Origin of the sequence: Nitrospina gracilis Nb-211 (genome assembly GCF_021845525.1) — a bacterium.
Taxonomy (GTDB): Bacteria; Nitrospinota; Nitrospinia; order Nitrospinales; family Nitrospinaceae; genus Nitrospina; species Nitrospina gracilis_A.
Window position 1 is genome coordinate 1,433,894 of record NZ_JAKJKD010000001.1, and the last position, 16,662, is coordinate 1,450,555.

A 16,662-nucleotide genomic window follows, 5' to 3' on the forward strand; every position below is an offset into this window, starting at 1 on the left:
CCCGACCAAACCAAGAACAGACATGCCGAGCGGGGGTTCTCCGGATTCATTCGGTTCCGGCCCTTGATCCCTGTTTTGATTATTGTATAATTTGGCAAACTTTAACAACCTAGGAAAGAGGTTGAGCTATGGCAATCGATGACAAAGAGCTGGAACAATTAATGCCGGAAACGAGCCTGAACTGGACCGAAGATGCCAAAGCCCGGATGTTGAATGTGCCCTTTTTCGTACGGAAAAGCGTGGTCCGTGGGATCGAACAATACGCCCGGGATAAAGATATAGAACTGATTGACGACGAAGTGGTTTCCCGGGCCCGGCAGGAGCGCGAAGGCGAAGCGATTGCCAAAATGGAAGCCGAGCGGAAAGCCCGGGAAGCACAGCCCGGAGCCCGACGCCAGTACGTCAACTTCGCTTTTTACAAGCTCGACTCGGCGTTCCGCCGTCTGCCGCAGGCAGAGATCGACGCGGCGAAGGAAGAGTTCATCAATGTGCTGGAAGATTACGACGCGCAGGAAGGCACGATCGTGCTGGCCTATTCCACCGTGGGCGTCCGCTGTGATTCGGAAATCATGCTGTGGCGGATTTCGTACGAGATGGAAAACTTCCAGAGGATGACCACCGCCATGTTGCGCACCAAGCTGGGCAAGTACCTCGACACCACGTATTCGTACTTTTCGCAGACGAAGCGGTCGATGTACATGGACCTGTTCAACCCGGAGCACGAAGAAGACCGGACACACATTATCCCCGGCAAGGCGAAGTACCTGTTCATTTATCCGTTCACCAAGAAACGCGAATGGTACCTGCTCTCCAAGTACGCGCGGCAGGGCATCATGGACGAACACATTTACGTCGGCAACCAGTATCCGTCGGTGAAGCTGAACACCACGTACTGCTTCGGCCTCGACGATTACGATTTCGTCGTCGCGTTCGAGACGGATTACCCGGACGATTTCCTCGATCTGGTCATGGACCTGCGCGAGACGGAAGGCAGCCGCTACACGGAAAAAGACACGCCCATCTTCTCCTGCACGGCGATGTCCATTCGCGATGCGGTGGAAACGCTGGGTATCTGAGTCCCGCATCCGCAAAATAAATTCACCAGGCAACAAAAAAAGCCGCTCCGATGTGGAGCGGCTTTTTTATTTGGTGCAAACGAGGACGGGCGGTTTTTAGATCACCCCTCGGCCCGCAGTTGCCCGAATTCCCATTGGCCGCCGAAGGCCCGCCCGTTGGAGATGAGCACCCCCTCGCCGTGCGGCATGTCGTCCTGGAAGCGGCCGACGTAGCGGTCACCATTGGCATAGATGTACGTGCCTCTGCCGCACATGGCGTCCTCCATGAACTCGCCGGTATACGTGTCGCCGTTGGCGAAGGTCATTTTGCCGTTGCCGTGTGCCTTGTTGAAGCGGAACTGCCCCGTGTACACGTCGCCATTGGCGCGTACGTAATGGCCCATGCCGTGCATCATGCCATTGTAAAATTGACCCTCGTAGCGGTCGCCGTTGTTGAACGTCTGGATGAAGTATCCGGGAATGTCGGTTTCCGCGCGCACGCCGGGCGGCGGCTGGGAGCCCCGGCCGAAATCAGGATTGAACGGCCGTTGGAATCCGTTGAACCGGTCCTCTTCGTAATACCCCTGGTGGCGCTGGGTGTGCAGGTCCACCAGCTTCTGGTACGCTTCGGTGATGGCGGAAAACAGGTCGTGGGCTTTTTTCTGGGCGGACTCGTCGGCGTTGGGAAAACGGTCCGGGTGCCACTTCTTGACCTGTTCCTTATAAGCCTTTTTGATTTCCGTCAGGCTGGCCCGGGACGAGACGCCGAGTATTTTGTAATACCGTATCATAAGCCGAACTCACTTCCATCCGTGGCGAGGTGAATCGACTTATCATTATAATTCAACTCGGCTGGGCAACGATAGGGGTGTTTTTGAACAGGGACAGCAGGTTGGAGATGCGCCGTTTCAGGTTCTTGCGGTGCACCACCTGGTCGATGAGGCCGTGATCCAGCAGGAATTCCGCGCGCTGAAAGCCTTCCGGCAGTTTCTGTTTGATGGTCTGTTCGATAACGCGCGGTCCCGCAAACCCCACCAGCGCCCCCGGCTCGGCCAGAATGGCGTCGCCCAGCATGGCGAAACTGGCGGAGACGCCGCCCATCGTCGGGTCGGTCAACACCGAGATATAGGGCACGCCCTCGTCCGCAAGGGTTTTGAGGGCGGAGGACGTCTTGGCCATCTGCATCAGCGAAAAAATACCTTCCTGCATGCGCGCGCCGCCGGAACAACTGACGATGACGAGAGCCGACTTATCCGCCCGCGCGCGTTCGATGGCGCGGGTGATTTTCTCGCCGACCACCGATCCCATGCTCCCGCCGAGAAACTCGAAATCGAACACGCACAGCTCGACTTGATGGTCTTCCAACTGGCCGGCGCCGCAGACCACGGAGTCCGTGCTGTTGCGCACCTTGAGCAGGCTTTTGACACGGTCCTTGTAACGCTTCTTGTCCTTGAAGCGGATGGGGTCGCCGGAGATGAGGTTGGCGTCCTTTTCTTCAAATGTGCCGGGGTTCACCAGAAGCTGAATGCGGTCGGCATACGTCATGCGAAAGTGATAATCGCACTTCGGACACACGTGCAGGTTGTCGATCAGGTCGATCTGGTAAATCTGCTCTTTGCAGGACCGGCACTCCACCCACGCTTCTTTGGTCTTGGGGAGCTTGCGGCCCACACCGGGGAATTTATCGAACCAGGCCATAATGAATGCCAGAGTATCTCAATGAGTGTTGGTTGAAGAAAAGGGCGGTACGGTCATTCCTTGTGGTGAGGAATCTCCCGCGATTCCTGCGAACCGAGTTTTCGCGCCAGACCCGTGAGCCAGATCGCAGGACCCGACATCACGTAAAGGAAACTCAGGACGAAAAATGCGATCTTGGGAATCGTCGCCACTGCGTACACGAACAGCACGACAAACAAGAACCGCGTGAACGTCACGCGTTTTTTGAACGCCAGCTTTTTGAATGCCGGGTAACGGATGTTGCTGACCATGAGAAACGCCAGCAGGTACACCACGCCGACCATGATCATGGGATTGAGCCGCGTGGCGAACAGATCTTCAAATGCGATGATGATGGAGGCGATCATGGCCGCCGCCGCAGGAATGGCGAGCCCGATGAAATTGTCGCTGGCCGGGTCCGGCTCGGTGACGTTGAACCGGGCCAGCCGCAACGCACCGCACAAGAGAAACAGAAATGCCGCCATCCATCCCAGCCGCCCGAACGGTTGCAGGACCCAACTGTAAGCCAGCAGGGCGGGAGCCATGCCGAACGAGATCACGTCCGCCAGGGAATCGTATTCGAACCCAAAGGAACTGGTGGTTTTGGTGAGGCGCGCCACACGTCCGTCGAGGATGTCGAAGACGATGGCGAGGCCAATCGCCACGGCGCCCTGGAAATACTGCTCACTCAAGGCGGCAATCAAGGCATAAAACCCGCAAAAGACATTACCCGTGGTGAACAGGCTGGGGAGGATATAAATGCCTTTTTTCAGTTTTTCTGGCGGTTTGATCATGACGAGTTTCCGGGGTCCAGAAATCCGATGATGGAACTGCCTCCACTCACTTTGTCGCCGACCTTGACCTCGATTCTGCTGGTCTTCGGCAAAAACAGGTCGGTGCGTGAGCCGAACCGGATCAACCCCATGCGTTGACCGAGTTCGTAATGATCGCCTTCCTTCGCCCAGCACACAATTCTGCGGGCGATCAATCCGGCGATCTGTTTCATCAATACCTGTTCGCGGCCGGTGTCGATGAGCAAGGCGTTCTGCTCGTTCTCCGCAGAGGCCTTGTGGCTGGCCGCGTTCAGAAAACGTCCTTTATTGTAGCGCACCGCCTCCACGCGCCCGGCGACGGGCACGCGGTTGACGTGTACGTTGAACACGTTCAAAAAGATGCTGACCCGCGTCATCGGTTCTTTCAACAGCGGGTCGGTGTCTTCCGCAATTTCCACGACCTTGCCGTCGGCGGGAGAGACCACCACGTTCTCCTTCTGCGGGATGGTCCGCTCCGGATCGCGGAAAAAGTTGAGACAGAACAACAGGGCCAGCCCGAACAGCAACGTGCCCCAGTGCATGGACAGTGCCGCGAACACGGCGGTGACCAAGGCCAGCGGGATGATGAAGCGGAAACCGTCCGCGACGATAGGAATGCGCATGGTGTCTCCGCCCGGTCAGTCGAGCTTTTTGCCGACGAACGGCATCATGCCACGCAGGCGTCCGCCGACTTCTTCTATCATATGGTCCGCGTCTTTTTTAAGCAAGGCGTTGTACACCGGGCGGTTGGCCTGGTTTTCGAGGATGAATTCCTTGGCGAACTGGCCGCTCTGGATTTCGCCCAGAATCTTTTTCATCTCCTTGCGCGTCTCGTCGGTGATGACACGCGGACCGCGCGTCACGTCTCCGTACGCCGCCGTGGTGCTGATAGAGTACCGCATGTTGCCGATGCCGCCTTCATAAATCAGATCGACGATCAGTTTCAGCTCGTGCAGGCATTCGAAGTAGGCGAGGTCCGGGTTGTAACCCGCCTCGACCAGGGTGTCGAATCCGGCGCGGATGAGTTCCGTTACGCCGCCGCACAGCACCACCTGTTCGCCGAACAGGTCGGTTTCCGTCTCTTCACGGAAGCTGGTTTCCAGTACGCCGGCACGGGTGCCGCCGATGCCCTTGGCGTAGGCGAGGGCGATCTTCCGGGCGTTCTTGGTGACGTCCTGTTGGATGGCCATGAGACACGGCACCCCGGCACCCTGCTCGAAGGTGCGGCGCACCAGGTGACCCGGCCCTTTCGGCGCGATCATGAATACGTCGACAAAGTCTGGCGGCACCACCTGCCCGAAGTGGATGTTGAAGCCGTGACCGAAGGCGAGGGCGTTGCCTTTTTTCAGGTGCGGCAGGATTTCATGGTCGTACAGGGCGCGCTGTTTGTCGTCCGGCACGAGGATCATGATGATGTCCGCGGCCTTGGAGGCTTCCGGCACGGTCATTACTTTCAGTCCGTCTTTTTTGGCGCGGTCCCAGAAGCGGCTTTCCTTGCGCAGGCCAACCACCACCTTGATGCCGCTGTCGTGCAGGTTACGGGCGTGGGCGTGCCCCTGACTGCCGTAACCGATGATGGCGACGGTCTTGTTCTTTATGTTCTTGATATCAGCATCTTTGTTGTAATAAATCTTGGACAAGACTCTCTCCTATTCGCTTCGAATTTGTTTTCAGTTGATCGACCGCATTCCGCGACCCATGGCGATGCGTCCGGACCGCACCATTTCCTTGATACCCAAAGGACGCAACAGCTCCAGAAAGCCGCGCAGTTTGCCTTCGTCGCCGGTGATCTCGATGGTGTAGGTCGCCGGGCTCACGTCCACCACTTTGGCGCGGAAGATTTCCACGATGCGCAGAATTTCTTCGCGGTTCTTCGGCTCGGCGTTCATCTTGATCAGCAACATTTCCCGGTCGATGAAGCTTTCCTCGGTCAGATCCACCACCTTGATGATGTCCACCAGCTTGTTGAGCTGTTTGGTGATCTGTTCGATTTTTTTGTCGTCTCCGCGGGTGACGATGGTCATGCGCGAGATGTTCGGTTCGCTGGTTTCCGCCACGTTGAGGCTTTCGATGTTGAAGCCGCGGCCGCTGAACAATCCGGAAATGCGCGAGAGCACGCCGAACTTGTTGTTCACGAGGACTGAAATGGTATGTTGCATTAGATTCCCAGGTTCGGAATTAGTTGGTTTGGGTATGGTGTTCAGGGTAATCGGGAGCATATGGTAGCAAAATCGGTTGGTTATTTCTATATAATTGTAAAGTTTGGCCTTGTGAATCTTTTCCGAAACAGGGGCACCGGGAGAATCGCGGGTGCGGGCCCCAGCCGGTTCCTTCAGTCCAGCTTGCCGATGGTTTTCTGCTGGAGGTCGATGAGATCCTGGATGCCTTTGCCCGCCAGCACCAGCATTTCCTGCATGTCTTTGTCGGAAAATGGGTCGCGCTCGGCAGTGCCCTGGATTTCGATGAAGTTTCCGTTGCCCGTTTTGACCACGTTGAAGTCCACGCTCGCCGTGGAATCCTCACTGTAATCCAGGTCCAGCAATTTGTCCCCGTCCAGCATGCCGACGCTGGTGGCGGCGACAAAATCCTTGACCGGGATGAAGTCGATCTGCTTGTTTTTATGCAGGTGCTTGAGGGCCAGACAGACCGCCACGAAGGCGCCGGTGATGGACGCCGTGCGCGTGCCGCCGTCGGCCTGGATCACGTCACAGTCCACCCAGATGGTGCGTTCGCCCAAGTTTTCCAGATCCACCACGGTGCGCAGGGAGCGCCCGATTAGCCGCTGGATTTCCATGGTGCGGCCGCTCAGCTTGCCGCGTGAAGCCTCGCGCTGGGTGCGGGTGTGGGTGGAGCGGGGGAGCATCGAATATTCCGCCGTAATCCAGCCCTGGCCCTGGTCACGCAGAAACGGCGGCACTTTTTCTTCCACACTCGCGGTGCAGATCACTTTCGTTTCACCTACGGTGATGAGGACGGAGCCCTCGGCGTGCTTGATGAAATTCTTTTTGATGCTCACCGGTCTCATTTGGGTGGGCGTGCGTCCGTCGTTTCGCTTCATGTAGTTCTCCGTTGGGCTGGAATCGGGGATGGGCCGAAAAAAATAGAAGGGGTAAAATATCAGGAATTTCGCATTTTAGCAACGCTGAGGCGGCTTGTCGGTCCCCATTCCGCAAAAAATCACTAACCTTTTAATTTTTAAACAGTTATACTGAATTTCGTTTGGCAGGAACCCTATGAAAGGAAGCATGAATGGATTCATTCATTCAAAAAGGTGTCACTTTGAAGGGCGTTTTGCACGTCAAGGGCGTGGTGCTGGTGGAAGGCCGCGTGGAAGGCGAGGTGTTCGCCGCCGATCATCTGATTGTCGGTGAATCGGGCAACATCCTGGGCAACGTTCAAGCCGGGTACCTGACCAACCGGGGCACCATTCAGGGCGATGTCTCCGCTGGCAACAAAGTGGTTCTGGTGGAGAAAAGCCATCTGACCGGAGACATTTCGGCGTTTCAGTTGGTCGTGGAGGAGGGATCGGTGTTTGACGGACGTTGCAAAATGCTGTCAAAACCCACCTACCAGCCGAAACCGGAAACGTCGGAACCGGAATTGACCGCCAAACCCGCGGCTCCGAAAAACGGCACCCAGGCCAAGCCCGCACCAGCGGGAAAACCCGCATCCGATACCGCCGCCGGTAACAAGGCAAACAATAAGGACAAACCTAAAGATCCTTCCGCCTCCGGCGTCGGTAATTTCTTCCGCCAGTTGTTTTCGGGTTAATGACCGGCCCCCGCCAGCCGGTTCAAAAGAGATTCAATCCCTTGGCGCTGACATAAAACGCGTAGCATGCCAGCAACAGCACCCCTCCGCCTTTTTGCAGGCGGTGCTTCATGTTGATCATGATGAGAAGCATGCAGGTGAGGGCGGTGGTGAAAATGAGGTCCGCCTGAATCGGTTCCTGAATCTTGAGTTCGTCGATCGACGCGGTCGCTCCCAGCACCATGAAGATGTTGAAGATGTTACTGCCGAACACGTTGCCCAGCGCCATTTCCCCGTGGCCGCGCAATGCGGACATGGTGGAGGAAACGATTTCCGGCAGGCTGGTGCCGACGGCGATGATGGTGATGCCGATGAACCACTCGCTGATACCGAAGTTGCGCGCCAGGTTGACTCCGCCAAGCACCATTCCCCGCGCCCCTGCCACCAACAGGAGCAGGCCCATCACGATCAAAATAAACTGAAACGCGATCGGTTTGCCGCGGAACCATTTCAGCTCGTCTTCAAACTGGAGGAGCGAGTCCTCTTCATCTTTCAACGCGCGGAGGATGTACCATCCGATTCCAAGCAGAAACAGCAATCCCTCCCATCGAACCAGTTTCTGGTCCCAGACAAAAAGAATCAGCAGAAAGGAAGCGATGAGGAGGGGCGGGGTTTCCAGGCGGAAGCGAACCTTGTCGATGGTAACCGGGACCAGCAGGGCGGTGAGGCCCAGTACCAGCCCAACGTTGGCGACATTGCTCCCGACCACGTTGCCCATGGCCACTTCCGGCGAACCTTCCAGCGCCGCCAGCAGGCTGACCGCCAACTCCGGCGCGGAGGTGCCAAAGCCCATCACCGTGGCGCCAATGACGAAGGGGCTGACCCGGTAATGCTGGGCAATGCGCAGGCATCCGCCGATCAGCAGCTCTCCTCCGTAATACAGAAGAAGCAGGCCTCCCAGTATGAAGATGATATCCAGAAACATGAAGGGTGTGCGCTGGGTTGGAAGTTATTTTTTGCGTGGCGGTAAGTCGAATACCGAAGATATCAGGTTCGCCGGGCAAAGAAAATAAAAATGAGGAAAGTGGTGAAAAGCCGGGGCTAAGAGGAGGAAAGCCCCGGCTTTTCTGGGTCACGGGGGGAGGGACCCAAGAGCTCAGTGTGCGTGGCCGGACCGTTCCGTATGGGGCTCGTGATCCGTCGATTTCATGCCCGATCCTTCTTCGTGGTCGGTGCGTTGCGGCGCGGTCCGGTGGTCCATCATGCCGCTGCTGCCTTCGTCCATGTGGCCGGATTTCATGGAGTCGGGGCGACTTTCATCTTTGTATTCGTGGCCGTACTCAGGGCCGGGCTCCGACAATACGGAGGAACCACTGCCTTCTTCAAACATGTTGTGTTGGGATTCCATCTTGCGCGTGTCCTTTTTCTCGTGATCGTGTGCGCCTTCATGGGAAATCGCGAAAAAGGGAATGGACCAGATCAGAAGCGCCGCCGTCAGAACGGGTATGATTTTTTTCATGGATGTCTCCGGATAACAGGCATTCAGGTTGGGTAACGGGAACCGAACCCTGGGGGTAGAGTTCCCTTCGGCATTAGATTAGGGTTTTTGCCTTCCCGAAAGGAAGCCTTAATTTCAGTGGTGAGTCGGTGGGAATAAAAAAACCTTTCAGAAAAATTCAGCGGACTGAATCTTTCTGAAAGGTTTCAAACAAGCGGAGGAACCCCGGTGAAGGGGCGATGGATTATTGTGTGATCTTGCGCACCAGCGTTTTGGGATAACCCAGTTTTGCGATTTCCTTCTGGTAACGGGCGGCCAGGTCTTTGGATGCAAAGCCGCCGACGCGGATCACATGGATCGGCGTGCTCACACTCCTTTTTTCGATCTGGGTGAAGATTCCCTGTTCTGCCAGCTTTTCCTTTATGGCTTCCGCCTGTTTCAACGAACGGGTCTTGTCCAGCATGATGGCATAGTTGCCGTCCTGGGCCGGGATCAAGTCCGGGGTATGCCCCTTGCTCTTGAGTTCTTTCATGAGGAACTGAGCGCTATCTGGGGACGAAAACCCGCCGATCAGCAGCGTGTGCATGGAGGACATGCTCTCGATCTGGCTGACGTTGGTCGGAAGTCCGGCTCCCTTTAACTTTTTCAGCATGCGGTCGGCGTTGGATTTGACGGAAAACGCGCCGACCTGAACGAAATAGTCACCCGCCGGGGGATTGACCGGCAGTCCGTTCGATTTCACTTCCGCTTTGGCTTGTTTAACGACCGGCTTTTCTTTGACCGGCGCTTTCTCCTGCGGCATTTCGTTGACTGGATCTGTGGCGGACGGTGATTCATCAAGAGTGTTCAATGCTTCGCTGATTGCCGTGACCGCCTGGTTTTCCACTTCGTTCAGCGTGGGTGCGGTTTTTTCCTTCGCGGTGGTTTCGGGCGCCGGCGTTTCTTTCATCTGGTCCGCCGGGACGGTTGGGTCCCCAATGGGGGCGGTTTCCGGTCCCGGGGCCGGTTGCGGTTCCACCTTCGCGGTCTGGTCCATACCGGGCAAGCCGGGCAGGGACTGATTTTCCACCCCGAGGTAGAGCAGGGCCGCCAGCGCGATGGCGATCAGGGCGATCAATGCAAACTTGGCGTTCTTGTAACGGATCTGCTTATCTATTTCAGCCATGGCCTCGATTTCCGATTCATCGATGAGTTCGTCGATGCGTTTGAGGAATTTTTTGTCGGCGTTTTCGGTCTGTTTTGGTTCGGCAAACAAACTGGGTCGGGACATGATTCTTTCCGTTCCAAATGGAATGAACGTGGACGAATGGGGATGCGGGGCCGGGTGAAGGGAAAGAGTAAATCCGTGCGAACATCCGGTAAATCTGCTAGTGTAGAAAATGCTTTGGAGCCGGAAACGGATGCGGCAGACACATCCCCTTTAAAATCAAAAGAAAGTATATATTGCATTTTTTGGCCTGTCAAGCAAAACTGATTGAAAAATAACACGTTTTTTCATTTCTGGCGACCCCTTATTTAAACAAATTTTAAGTAATCATCTTATGGGTTCCGCGGTCGATCTTTCTGTCAATCTGGGCACATTTTCGCTGGCCAATCCGGTGCTGGGGGCATCCGGCACGTTTGGATACGGACTGGAGTTCACCCCGTTCGTGGACCTCAACCGCATCGGCGGATTTTGTACCAAGGGACTCTCGCTGAAACCGCGTATCGGCAACCCCGCACCGCGTGTGGTCGAAACGGCGGCGGGCATGCTCAATTCCATCGGCCTGGAAAACGTCGGCTTCGACCGCTTCCGCGATGAAAAACTGCCGCACCTGCAAATGTACAACTGCCGCGTGATCTGCAACTTCTTTGGCGACACGGTGGCGGAATACGAGGAGATGGCGCACGCCCTGTCTCTACTGGAACGGGTGGATGCGCTGGAGATGAACATTTCGTGCCCGAACGTGGAAGAGGGCGGGGTGCAGTTCAGCGCCGATCCCAAAACCGTGGAGAAGGTGGTGGGCGCCGCGCGCCGTGCCACGGACAAGTTTCTGATCGTCAAGCTGTCTCCCAACGTCACCGACATCACCCAGACCGCCAAGGCGGCGGAGGCGGCGGGAGCGAATGCGGTGTCTCTGGTCAACACCTACGTCGGCATGGTGTTGGATGCGGAGACGGCGCGGCCTTACCTGGGAAACGGCAACGGCACCGGCGGGCTGTCGGGTCCCGCCATCAAACCCATTGCGCTCAACATGGTGTACCAGACGTCGCAGGCGGTGACGATTCCGGTGATCGGGCTGGGCGGCATCCGTACGGCGGAAGACGCCATCGAATACATTCTGGCGGGGGCCTCCGCCATTCAGGTGGGCACGGCGAACTTCTTCGATCCCCGCGCCACCATGAAAATCCTGGACGGGTTGACCGACTGGTGCCGCGAACACGGCATCGACCGGATTGAGTCGCTCCGCGGCCGCGCCTGGAAAAAGTGACGGGTCAGGGCAGGTACACGCGCGGCACGCGCTTGCCGACGCCGCACAGGGTTTCGTAAGGAATGGTGTTGTAGCGGGCGGAGAGTTCCTCCACCGTGATGACTTCATTCCCCTGTTTCCCGAACAGCACCACCTCTTCGCCTTCCCGCACCTCCGGCAGGTCGGTGGCATCCACCATGCACGTATCCATGCAGATGGTCCCCACCTGCGGCGCACGTCGGCCGCCGATGAGCACTTCCATGTTTCCCGACAACGCACGGTTCAGGCCGTCGGCGTAACCCACCGGCAGGACGGCGATGCGGCTGTCGCGGCGGGTGATGAAACGGCGGCCGTAACTCAGGTATGAATGCGCAGGCAGGGCATTGATGCGGAGCACCCGCGTTTTCCAGTGCATCACCGGCTTCAGTTCCGGAGTATGTCTTGGTGCGTGGCCCTGTGGCGCGGGCGGAACCACTCCGTACAGCGCGATGCCCAGCCGCACCATGTTGTATTGGCTATCGGCAAAGTTGAGCAGGCCGGCGCTGTTGGCGCAGTGAACCGGAGGGCAGGGCAGGTTTTTCCGTTCCAGCAGGTCGATGGTCTCCCGCATGCGTTGCAGTTGGAGTTGGGTGTAGTCCGCGTCTTCATCCGCGGAAGACAGATGGGTGAACACGGAGGCGACGTTGAGTGTTTTGAGGCCGTACAGGAATTCGAGATACGCCGGCAACTCCTCCCAGTCGATGCCGAGGCGTCCCATGCCCGTGTCCACTTTGATGTGGACGTCGGCACGTCGGTTGTGCGCCGCCGCTTTTTTGGCGATGGCTTCCGCCAGCGGTTCCGAGCACAGCGTGGTGGACAGGTTGTAGCGGAGCAGGTCGTCGATCTCATCGGGCAAAATACCGATCAACACATGAATGGGCGCGTCGATGCCGCAGTGGCGAAGCTCGATGCCTTCGGCGAGGATGCCGACGCCCAGCATGTCGGCTCCGGCGGAGAGAGCCGCCTCGGCGCAGGGTTGAGCCCCGTGGCCGTAGGCGTCGGCCTTGACCACCGCCATCAGGCGCACCCCGGGATTCAGGCAGTTGCGCAAAGCCCGGGTGTTGAAGCGGAATGCATCCAGATCGATTTCCGCCCTGGTGGAGCGGTGCAGGCCCAGTCCGTTGGCCGCAGGCATGTCTAGTGAGTTTGGAATGGTGAACTCCGGTTAAAGGTGAACGGTGCGTGACCGTCGAATCATTCCCTTCGGGTTCGGCCGGTGGTCGAAACGCGTTTCGCCACTTTGGCCTTGCCGGTGGGCCGGCACGGGCGGCAGGACATGAAGGAGTCTTCCTTCGCTGTTTTGCGGATCTGGTAGCCCCGGTCGCTGTAAAAATTGTAGGCCATGGCGTTGTGTCCGCTTTCTTCCTGGCACCAGTAGGTGAAGCCGCATCCTTCCGGGAAAATGTAGTCGATGTGAACGATGTCGTCGTTGAAGTCGTAGTTTTTGGACTCGTGGTCGTAAAGGTTGCGGCAATCCTGGCTTTTGGGCAGGCGCCAGTCGGTGTAGCCTGCAAACTGTTTTTCGTTCATCAGCTTGACGTACTTGTTGGCACCCGCCCAACTGCACCACTTTCCTTTTCGCTGGTAGTAGTCTTCTTTCAACCACATCATTTTGTATTTGGTGTCGGTGACGGTGCCGTCACCGTTGTCCACAAAGCGTTCTCCTTCTGCCACGGTGATCCTCGTTCCAATTGCTTGAGTTTCAGGCTGTTGTCGGAAAGGAACCCGTCCGGCGGGTTCCGAAATTTGCCTTAATATATTAATATCAATGTTTTCAATGGCGCAACTCATTTTAAATAATTCCGGTTTGGACGCGGCCGCCGGCATGGTATCGCATTTTTCCGTGGGGCGTGCCGGCGGCAAAATCCGTTGCCGATGCTATTGGATTTTGTGCTATTTTGTGGCCTCAGGAATTCAAAAACCGGTATGCACTCACACACGAGTGGGTTGTTATATGTAGATATTGAAAGGGATGGAACCACCGTCATGGCAAAAATCGAAGTGCAGACTTTCTTTTATGACTTGATTCATTGCAAGGACAAGATCCTCTCCTGCTTCGATCGGTTTGACGAGCAGTACGGCGACGATGAACGGGGCGCGCTGGTGGCCGGCATCAAGGAGATGGAAGACGGCGAGCTGGTGAACCTGCTCATCAACATCCAGCGGCTGGCGTCAGGGTTTCAGGACATCCAGGAACTGATGACGCAGGCGGAGGAGGAAGAGCTTCAGGCTTCCATCAGCGGCGTGGAAGAGGAGGAAGATGACGATGACGATGACGAAATCTGATCTATTTTGACCATCTCACGCGACCCCCTTTTAAAAACCTTTCCCGGCTTCTTTTCTCATGTTTGACCGCTTTTTCCGATTCGTTTGCCTGGCCCTCCTTTTCCTGCCGGGACTGGCCGCCTGTGGTGCGGCGGACTGCGATTGTGGAGTGTCCGCGGGAGGGCCACTGCCTGAGAGGCTCATCTCCGAGGTGGATGGCAAGGAGATGGTGCTGGTGCCCGCCGGGGAATTCATCATGGGCACGGACATGACCGACCCGGAAAAGAAGCATCTCAAGATCGGCGCGGTCAAACCCCTGTTCCGCGATCAGCAACCCAGCCACACCGTTCACTTGGACGCCTTTTACATCGACAAGTATGAAGTCACCAACCGCGAGTACAAGCAGTTCATTGAGTCGGTGCAGTACCACGAGTTTCCCGCGCACTGGGTGAATGGCATGTACATGCCGGATCAGGGCGACCTGCCGGTGACCAACATCACCTGGGGGGAAGCGCTGGCTTACGCCATGTGGGCCGGCAAATCCCTGCCCACCGAGGCGCAGTGGGAAAAGGCGGCGCGCGGCACCGACGGCCGTCTCTACCCTTGGGGCAACGATTACAAAAAAGGCATCAGCAACATTGGTCTCGACGGCCCGCGCAAGCTGATGCCTGTCGGCAGTTTTCCTGAAGACGTCAGCCCCTTCCAGGCGTTCGACATGGCGGGCAATGTGATGGAGTGGACGCTCAACTGGTATTTGCCTTATCCGGGCAGTGACTTTGAGTTCAAAAAATTCGGAACGGACTTGAAGGTTCTGCGCGGCAACGGATTCCAGGAAGGCGGACATTTCTTTCTGGACGAGTACCGTTACGTGTTCCACCGGTCGGAAGTGAAGCCCGACGATTTTTTCGACAACGTCGGCTTTCGTTGCGTGAGTCCCTTCCTCGTGTCTGCTGAAGAAAGCTGAGCTGTTTTCAGTCTCCCACCCTCATCTTCCGGGCGGCGGCGGAGGCCGCCAGATAAATGAAGTGAAGACGATCATGGCGAAGGTGATGTCCGCCACGAACACCGCTCCGGGATCGAACCATTCCATGTAAATGATGCGGTTGAGCCATGTGGCGAGAAACGATCCTTTGTAATCCGCCGTGGAATAATGTTCTTCCAGCACTGTGAGCGGGCAGGGGATGCCCAGGATCATGAGCACCGTGACGAAGCCCAAAAGGCCCGCATGCACGAGGCGGAATCCGCGGTGGTTGACGATCAGGCCCACGATGAACCCCACCACCATGTACAGGATGAACAGGAAATGCAGGATCAGAAAGTAATACGCCATGCACCAATTATATTCGAAGACGAAGAGTGTGGCGTGCCCGCATGCAAAGGAGGCGGCTATTCCAGGATGGTGTTCTCCAGCATCGCGTCTTTCATCAGGGCTTTGGAGATGTTGGCATCCACGAGGTAGGCGTTCTTCAGGTTGGTCTGGCTGAAGTTGGTGCCATGCAGATTGGCCTCCAGCAGGAAAGCGTTGCGCATATTGGATTTTTCGAAATTGGCGTAGGTGAGGTCGGCGCCTTCCAGATTCACCTCTTCCATTTCATTGTCCTTGCAGACGGCGTCCTTCATTTCCGCACCGATGAAATTGGCGAAGGACAGTTTGGAATCTCGAAACGTGGTGGAGCTGAAGTCCGCATACTTGAACACCGCGCTTCTCAGATCCGCCTCGCGGAATTTGACGAATCCGAAGTCCGAGCCACGGGCGTTCACTCCATTCAGCTTGCAGGAATTGAGTTCCGCGGAGCGGCAGTAGCTGTACATCATCCGCGCGAAGGAAAAGTCACAGTTCTCAAGTTTGCCTGCGGAAAAATTGCTGTGGTTCAGATTACTGCCGCGGAACATGCATCCTTTGAGGTTGGCCATGGTGAAGTTGGCGTTTTCCACGGACGCGTTTTTGAATACGCAATCGACGAGGGTGGCTTCCTCGAAATTGGCGTTATTCAGGTTGGCGTTTCCGAAATCGACATTCTTGAGGCGGGCCTTGTAAAAATTGGTGTCATTGAGGGTGGCCTGGTTGAAATTGAGGTCGATGAGTTCGGATTTTTCCAGGTTGACTTCGTTGAGCACGCCGAAGATGAAGGTGATGCCGTTCAGGCTGATGCCCTTGAGATCGTACTGGCTGAAGTTGACGCCGTCCTGGCATTTGCTGGCGAGCGTCAATTTCAGTAATTCATCGATGTTGGACATTATCGTTGCTGTTCCGGAGAGAGCAGTGCATTCATGTTGCGGCGGATTTTCTGGGGGTTGGTGCGGTCATGAATCCCCAGGATGCCAACGCGGATGATTCTGCACAACAGGGTTTCGCTTTCGGTCCGGTGACTGAGCTTGGCCACCACCGGAGTGATGATCAGGTTGGCCAGCATGATTCCATAAAACGTGGTGATGAGTGCGGTGGCGAGGGACGGGCCGATGGTATCCGGATTCTCGATGTGCATGAGCATCTGCACCAGCCCGATCAGCGTTCCCCCCATGCCGAAAATGGGTGCCTGCACCGCCATGAATTGCAGGATTTTCTGGCTTCTCTGGTGGCGCTCGATCATCGAGTTCATTTCGCGGTCCAGGATTTCGTGAATCTCGCGCGAATTGTACCCGTCCACGATCATGCCGATGCCGGCTCTCAGGAACCGGTTCTCCACGTTTTCTTCCTCGTTTTTAAGACGCTTGATGCCCCCCGTCCGGTATTTGGTGGCCAGTTGCATGATCTGTTCTATATAGGCCGCGGGTCCCTGGTTGTCCGGGCGATAGGCGTTGATGATGACGCGTATCAGGCTGAGAATTTTTCCGGATGGATAGGCGATGAACGAGGTCGCGATGGTGCCGCCAAAAACGATCAGCACCGCATTGAGATTCAAAAACGTTTCCGGGTTGCCACCACGAATGATGGCCCAGACGATGAGGCCCACGCCGATCATGGTTCCAAAAATGGTTCCAACATCGATGCGGGATTCGGACTGGTACCTGCCTCCGTACTCCAGACCGGATAAGGATTCGGATTCGGATTCTTTTACGGCAATGGCCATGTGTCG

General features: G+C 56.6%; 20 protein-coding genes. 5 read left to right on the forward strand and 15 right to left on the reverse strand.

The window, feature by feature from the left end; all coding sequences use genetic code 11:
• The first annotated feature begins 128 nt into the window (after positions 1-128).
• Positions 129-1,076, forward strand: coding sequence for a chlorite dismutase family protein (locus J2S31_RS06780; protein WP_237098322.1), 948 nt, complete (start codon positions 129-131; stop codon positions 1,074-1,076).
• 101 nt (positions 1,077-1,177) lie between these two features.
• Here J2S31_RS06780 and J2S31_RS06785 read toward each other — a convergent pair whose 3' ends face one another.
• The 7 genes from J2S31_RS06785 to rph all read right to left on the reverse strand — a co-directional run bounded on the left by J2S31_RS06785 (position 1,178) and on the right by rph (position 6,641).
• A complete protein-coding gene (locus J2S31_RS06785) occupies positions 1,178-1,846 on the reverse strand; it encodes a J domain-containing protein (protein WP_237098323.1) in 669 nt (222 codons plus the stop codon).
• Between the two features lie 52 nt (positions 1,847-1,898).
• Positions 1,899-2,753, reverse strand: a complete 855-nt coding sequence (gene accD / locus J2S31_RS06790) for an acetyl-CoA carboxylase, carboxyltransferase subunit beta (RefSeq protein WP_237098324.1) — start codon at positions 2,751-2,753, stop codon at positions 1,899-1,901.
• A 53-nt stretch (positions 2,754-2,806) separates the two neighbouring features.
• Positions 2,807-3,565: a CDP-diacylglycerol--serine O-phosphatidyltransferase gene (gene pssA / locus J2S31_RS06795; protein ID WP_237098325.1), complete on the reverse strand. Its 759-nt coding sequence runs from the start codon at positions 3,563-3,565 to the stop codon at positions 2,807-2,809.
• Entirely contained in the window at positions 3,562-4,206 is a 645-nt protein-coding gene (locus J2S31_RS06800) for a phosphatidylserine decarboxylase family protein (RefSeq protein ID WP_237098326.1), read from the reverse strand. The genes pssA and J2S31_RS06800 overlap by 4 nt, the downstream gene beginning before the upstream one ends.
• A 15-nt stretch (positions 4,207-4,221) precedes the next feature.
• On the reverse strand, positions 4,222-5,223 hold the full coding sequence (gene ilvC / locus J2S31_RS06805; protein WP_237098327.1) for a ketol-acid reductoisomerase: 1,002 nt from the start codon (positions 5,221-5,223) through the stop codon (positions 4,222-4,224).
• Positions 5,224-5,253: 30 nt separating this feature from the next.
• Complete coding sequence (gene ilvN / locus J2S31_RS06810) at positions 5,254-5,742, reverse strand: acetolactate synthase small subunit (RefSeq protein WP_237098328.1); 489 nt, start codon at positions 5,740-5,742, stop codon at positions 5,254-5,256.
• A gap of 173 nt (positions 5,743-5,915) precedes the next feature.
• On the reverse strand, positions 5,916-6,641 hold the full coding sequence (gene rph, locus J2S31_RS06815; protein ID WP_237098329.1) for a ribonuclease PH: 726 nt from the start codon (positions 6,639-6,641) through the stop codon (positions 5,916-5,918).
• A gap of 191 nt (positions 6,642-6,832) precedes the next feature.
• Here rph and J2S31_RS06820 point away from each other — a divergent pair, with 191 nt between their 5' ends.
• Positions 6,833-7,354, forward strand: a complete 522-nt coding sequence (locus tag J2S31_RS06820) for a bactofilin family protein (RefSeq protein ID WP_237098330.1) — start codon at positions 6,833-6,835, stop codon at positions 7,352-7,354.
• 22 nt (positions 7,355-7,376) lie between these two features.
• Here J2S31_RS06820 and J2S31_RS06825 read toward each other — a convergent pair whose 3' ends face one another.
• From J2S31_RS06825 to J2S31_RS06835, 3 genes are all read right to left on the reverse strand, one after another.
• The gene (locus J2S31_RS06825; RefSeq protein WP_237098331.1) at positions 7,377-8,318 is read right to left on the reverse strand and encodes a calcium/sodium antiporter; all 942 of its coding nucleotides are present in this window, start codon (positions 8,316-8,318) and stop codon (positions 7,377-7,379) included.
• Between the two features lie 171 nt (positions 8,319-8,489).
• A complete protein-coding gene (locus tag J2S31_RS06830; protein ID WP_237098332.1) occupies positions 8,490-8,852 on the reverse strand; it encodes a hypothetical protein in 363 nt (120 codons plus the stop codon).
• A 223-nt stretch (positions 8,853-9,075) separates the two neighbouring features.
• On the reverse strand, positions 9,076-10,101 hold the full coding sequence (locus tag J2S31_RS06835) for an SPOR domain-containing protein (RefSeq protein WP_237098333.1): 1,026 nt from the start codon (positions 10,099-10,101) through the stop codon (positions 9,076-9,078).
• 271 nt (positions 10,102-10,372) lie between these two features.
• On the opposite strand from J2S31_RS06835, the gene J2S31_RS06840 reads away from it, so the two are divergent.
• A complete protein-coding gene (locus J2S31_RS06840; protein ID WP_237098334.1) occupies positions 10,373-11,302 on the forward strand; it encodes a dihydroorotate dehydrogenase in 930 nt (309 codons plus the stop codon).
• A gap of 4 nt (positions 11,303-11,306) precedes the next feature.
• Here the strand turns inward: J2S31_RS06840 and alr are convergent, their stop codons facing one another.
• Together alr and J2S31_RS06850 are read right to left on the reverse strand one after the other, a co-directional pair.
• A complete protein-coding gene (gene alr, locus J2S31_RS06845; protein ID WP_237098335.1) occupies positions 11,307-12,455 on the reverse strand; it encodes an alanine racemase in 1,149 nt (382 codons plus the stop codon).
• Positions 12,456-12,514: 59 nt separating this feature from the next.
• A complete protein-coding gene (locus J2S31_RS06850) occupies positions 12,515-12,994 on the reverse strand; it encodes an Lcl C-terminal domain-containing protein (protein WP_237098336.1) in 480 nt (159 codons plus the stop codon).
• Positions 12,995-13,306: 312 nt separating this feature from the next.
• Between J2S31_RS06850 and J2S31_RS06855 the strand changes: the two genes are divergently transcribed.
• Positions 13,307-13,606 carry a hypothetical protein gene (locus tag J2S31_RS06855; RefSeq protein ID WP_237098337.1) on the forward strand — a complete coding sequence of 100 codons (300 nt, stop codon included), beginning with the start codon at positions 13,307-13,309 and terminating at the stop codon, positions 13,604-13,606.
• Between the two features lie 58 nt (positions 13,607-13,664).
• A complete protein-coding gene (locus tag J2S31_RS06860; protein ID WP_237098338.1) occupies positions 13,665-14,549 on the forward strand; it encodes a formylglycine-generating enzyme family protein in 885 nt (294 codons plus the stop codon).
• Positions 14,550-14,570: 21 nt separating this feature from the next.
• Here J2S31_RS06860 and J2S31_RS06865 read toward each other — a convergent pair whose 3' ends face one another.
• The 3 genes from J2S31_RS06865 to J2S31_RS06875 are packed head-to-tail and all read right to left on the reverse strand — an operon-like array spanning position 14,571 to position 16,656.
• Positions 14,571-14,915, reverse strand: coding sequence for a DUF2784 family protein (locus J2S31_RS06865; RefSeq protein ID WP_237098339.1), 345 nt, complete (start codon positions 14,913-14,915; stop codon positions 14,571-14,573).
• 56 nt (positions 14,916-14,971) lie between these two features.
• Complete coding sequence (locus tag J2S31_RS06870; RefSeq protein ID WP_237098340.1) at positions 14,972-15,823, reverse strand: pentapeptide repeat-containing protein; 852 nt, start codon at positions 15,821-15,823, stop codon at positions 14,972-14,974.
• Complete coding sequence (locus tag J2S31_RS06875; RefSeq protein ID WP_237098341.1) at positions 15,823-16,656, reverse strand: motility protein A; 834 nt, start codon at positions 16,654-16,656, stop codon at positions 15,823-15,825. The genes J2S31_RS06870 and J2S31_RS06875 overlap by 1 nt, the downstream gene beginning before the upstream one ends.
• Positions 16,657-16,662: the final 6 nt, after the last annotated feature.

Excerpts from the sequence above, each read along its gene's own strand:
- J2S31_RS06780 (WP_237098322.1), top strand. The coding sequence starts at position 129 with ATGGCAATCGATGACAAAGAGCTGGAACAATTAATGCCGGAAACGAGC.
- J2S31_RS06785 (WP_237098323.1), bottom strand. The coding sequence starts at position 1,846 with ATGATACGGTATTACAAAATACTCGGCGTCTCGTCCCGGGCCAGCCTG.
- accD (WP_237098324.1), bottom strand. The coding sequence starts at position 2,753 with ATGGCCTGGTTCGATAAATTCCCCGGTGTGGGCCGCAAGCTCCCCAAG.
- pssA (WP_237098325.1), bottom strand. The coding sequence starts at position 3,565 with ATGATCAAACCGCCAGAAAAACTGAAAAAAGGCATTTATATCCTCCCC.
- J2S31_RS06800 (WP_237098326.1), bottom strand. The coding sequence starts at position 4,206 with ATGCGCATTCCTATCGTCGCGGACGGTTTCCGCTTCATCATCCCGCTG.
- ilvN (WP_237098328.1), bottom strand. The coding sequence starts at position 5,742 with ATGCAACATACCATTTCAGTCCTCGTGAACAACAAGTTCGGCGTGCTC.
- rph (WP_237098329.1), bottom strand. The coding sequence starts at position 6,641 with ATGAAGCGAAACGACGGACGCACGCCCACCCAAATGAGACCGGTGAGC.
- J2S31_RS06820 (WP_237098330.1), top strand. The coding sequence starts at position 6,833 with ATGGATTCATTCATTCAAAAAGGTGTCACTTTGAAGGGCGTTTTGCAC.
- J2S31_RS06825 (WP_237098331.1), bottom strand. The coding sequence starts at position 8,318 with ATGTTTCTGGATATCATCTTCATACTGGGAGGCCTGCTTCTTCTGTAT.
- J2S31_RS06830 (WP_237098332.1), bottom strand. The coding sequence starts at position 8,852 with ATGAAAAAAATCATACCCGTTCTGACGGCGGCGCTTCTGATCTGGTCC.
- J2S31_RS06835 (WP_237098333.1), bottom strand. The coding sequence starts at position 10,101 with ATGTCCCGACCCAGTTTGTTTGCCGAACCAAAACAGACCGAAAACGCC.
- J2S31_RS06840 (WP_237098334.1), top strand. The coding sequence starts at position 10,373 with ATGGGTTCCGCGGTCGATCTTTCTGTCAATCTGGGCACATTTTCGCTG.
- alr (WP_237098335.1), bottom strand. The coding sequence starts at position 12,455 with ATGCCTGCGGCCAACGGACTGGGCCTGCACCGCTCCACCAGGGCGGAA.
- J2S31_RS06855 (WP_237098337.1), top strand. The coding sequence starts at position 13,307 with ATGGCAAAAATCGAAGTGCAGACTTTCTTTTATGACTTGATTCATTGC.
- J2S31_RS06860 (WP_237098338.1), top strand. The coding sequence starts at position 13,665 with ATGTTTGACCGCTTTTTCCGATTCGTTTGCCTGGCCCTCCTTTTCCTG.
- J2S31_RS06865 (WP_237098339.1), bottom strand. The coding sequence starts at position 14,915 with ATGGCGTATTACTTTCTGATCCTGCATTTCCTGTTCATCCTGTACATG.
- J2S31_RS06870 (WP_237098340.1), bottom strand. The coding sequence starts at position 15,823 with ATGTCCAACATCGATGAATTACTGAAATTGACGCTCGCCAGCAAATGC.
- J2S31_RS06875 (WP_237098341.1), bottom strand. The coding sequence starts at position 16,656 with ATGGCCATTGCCGTAAAAGAATCCGAATCCGAATCCTTATCCGGTCTG.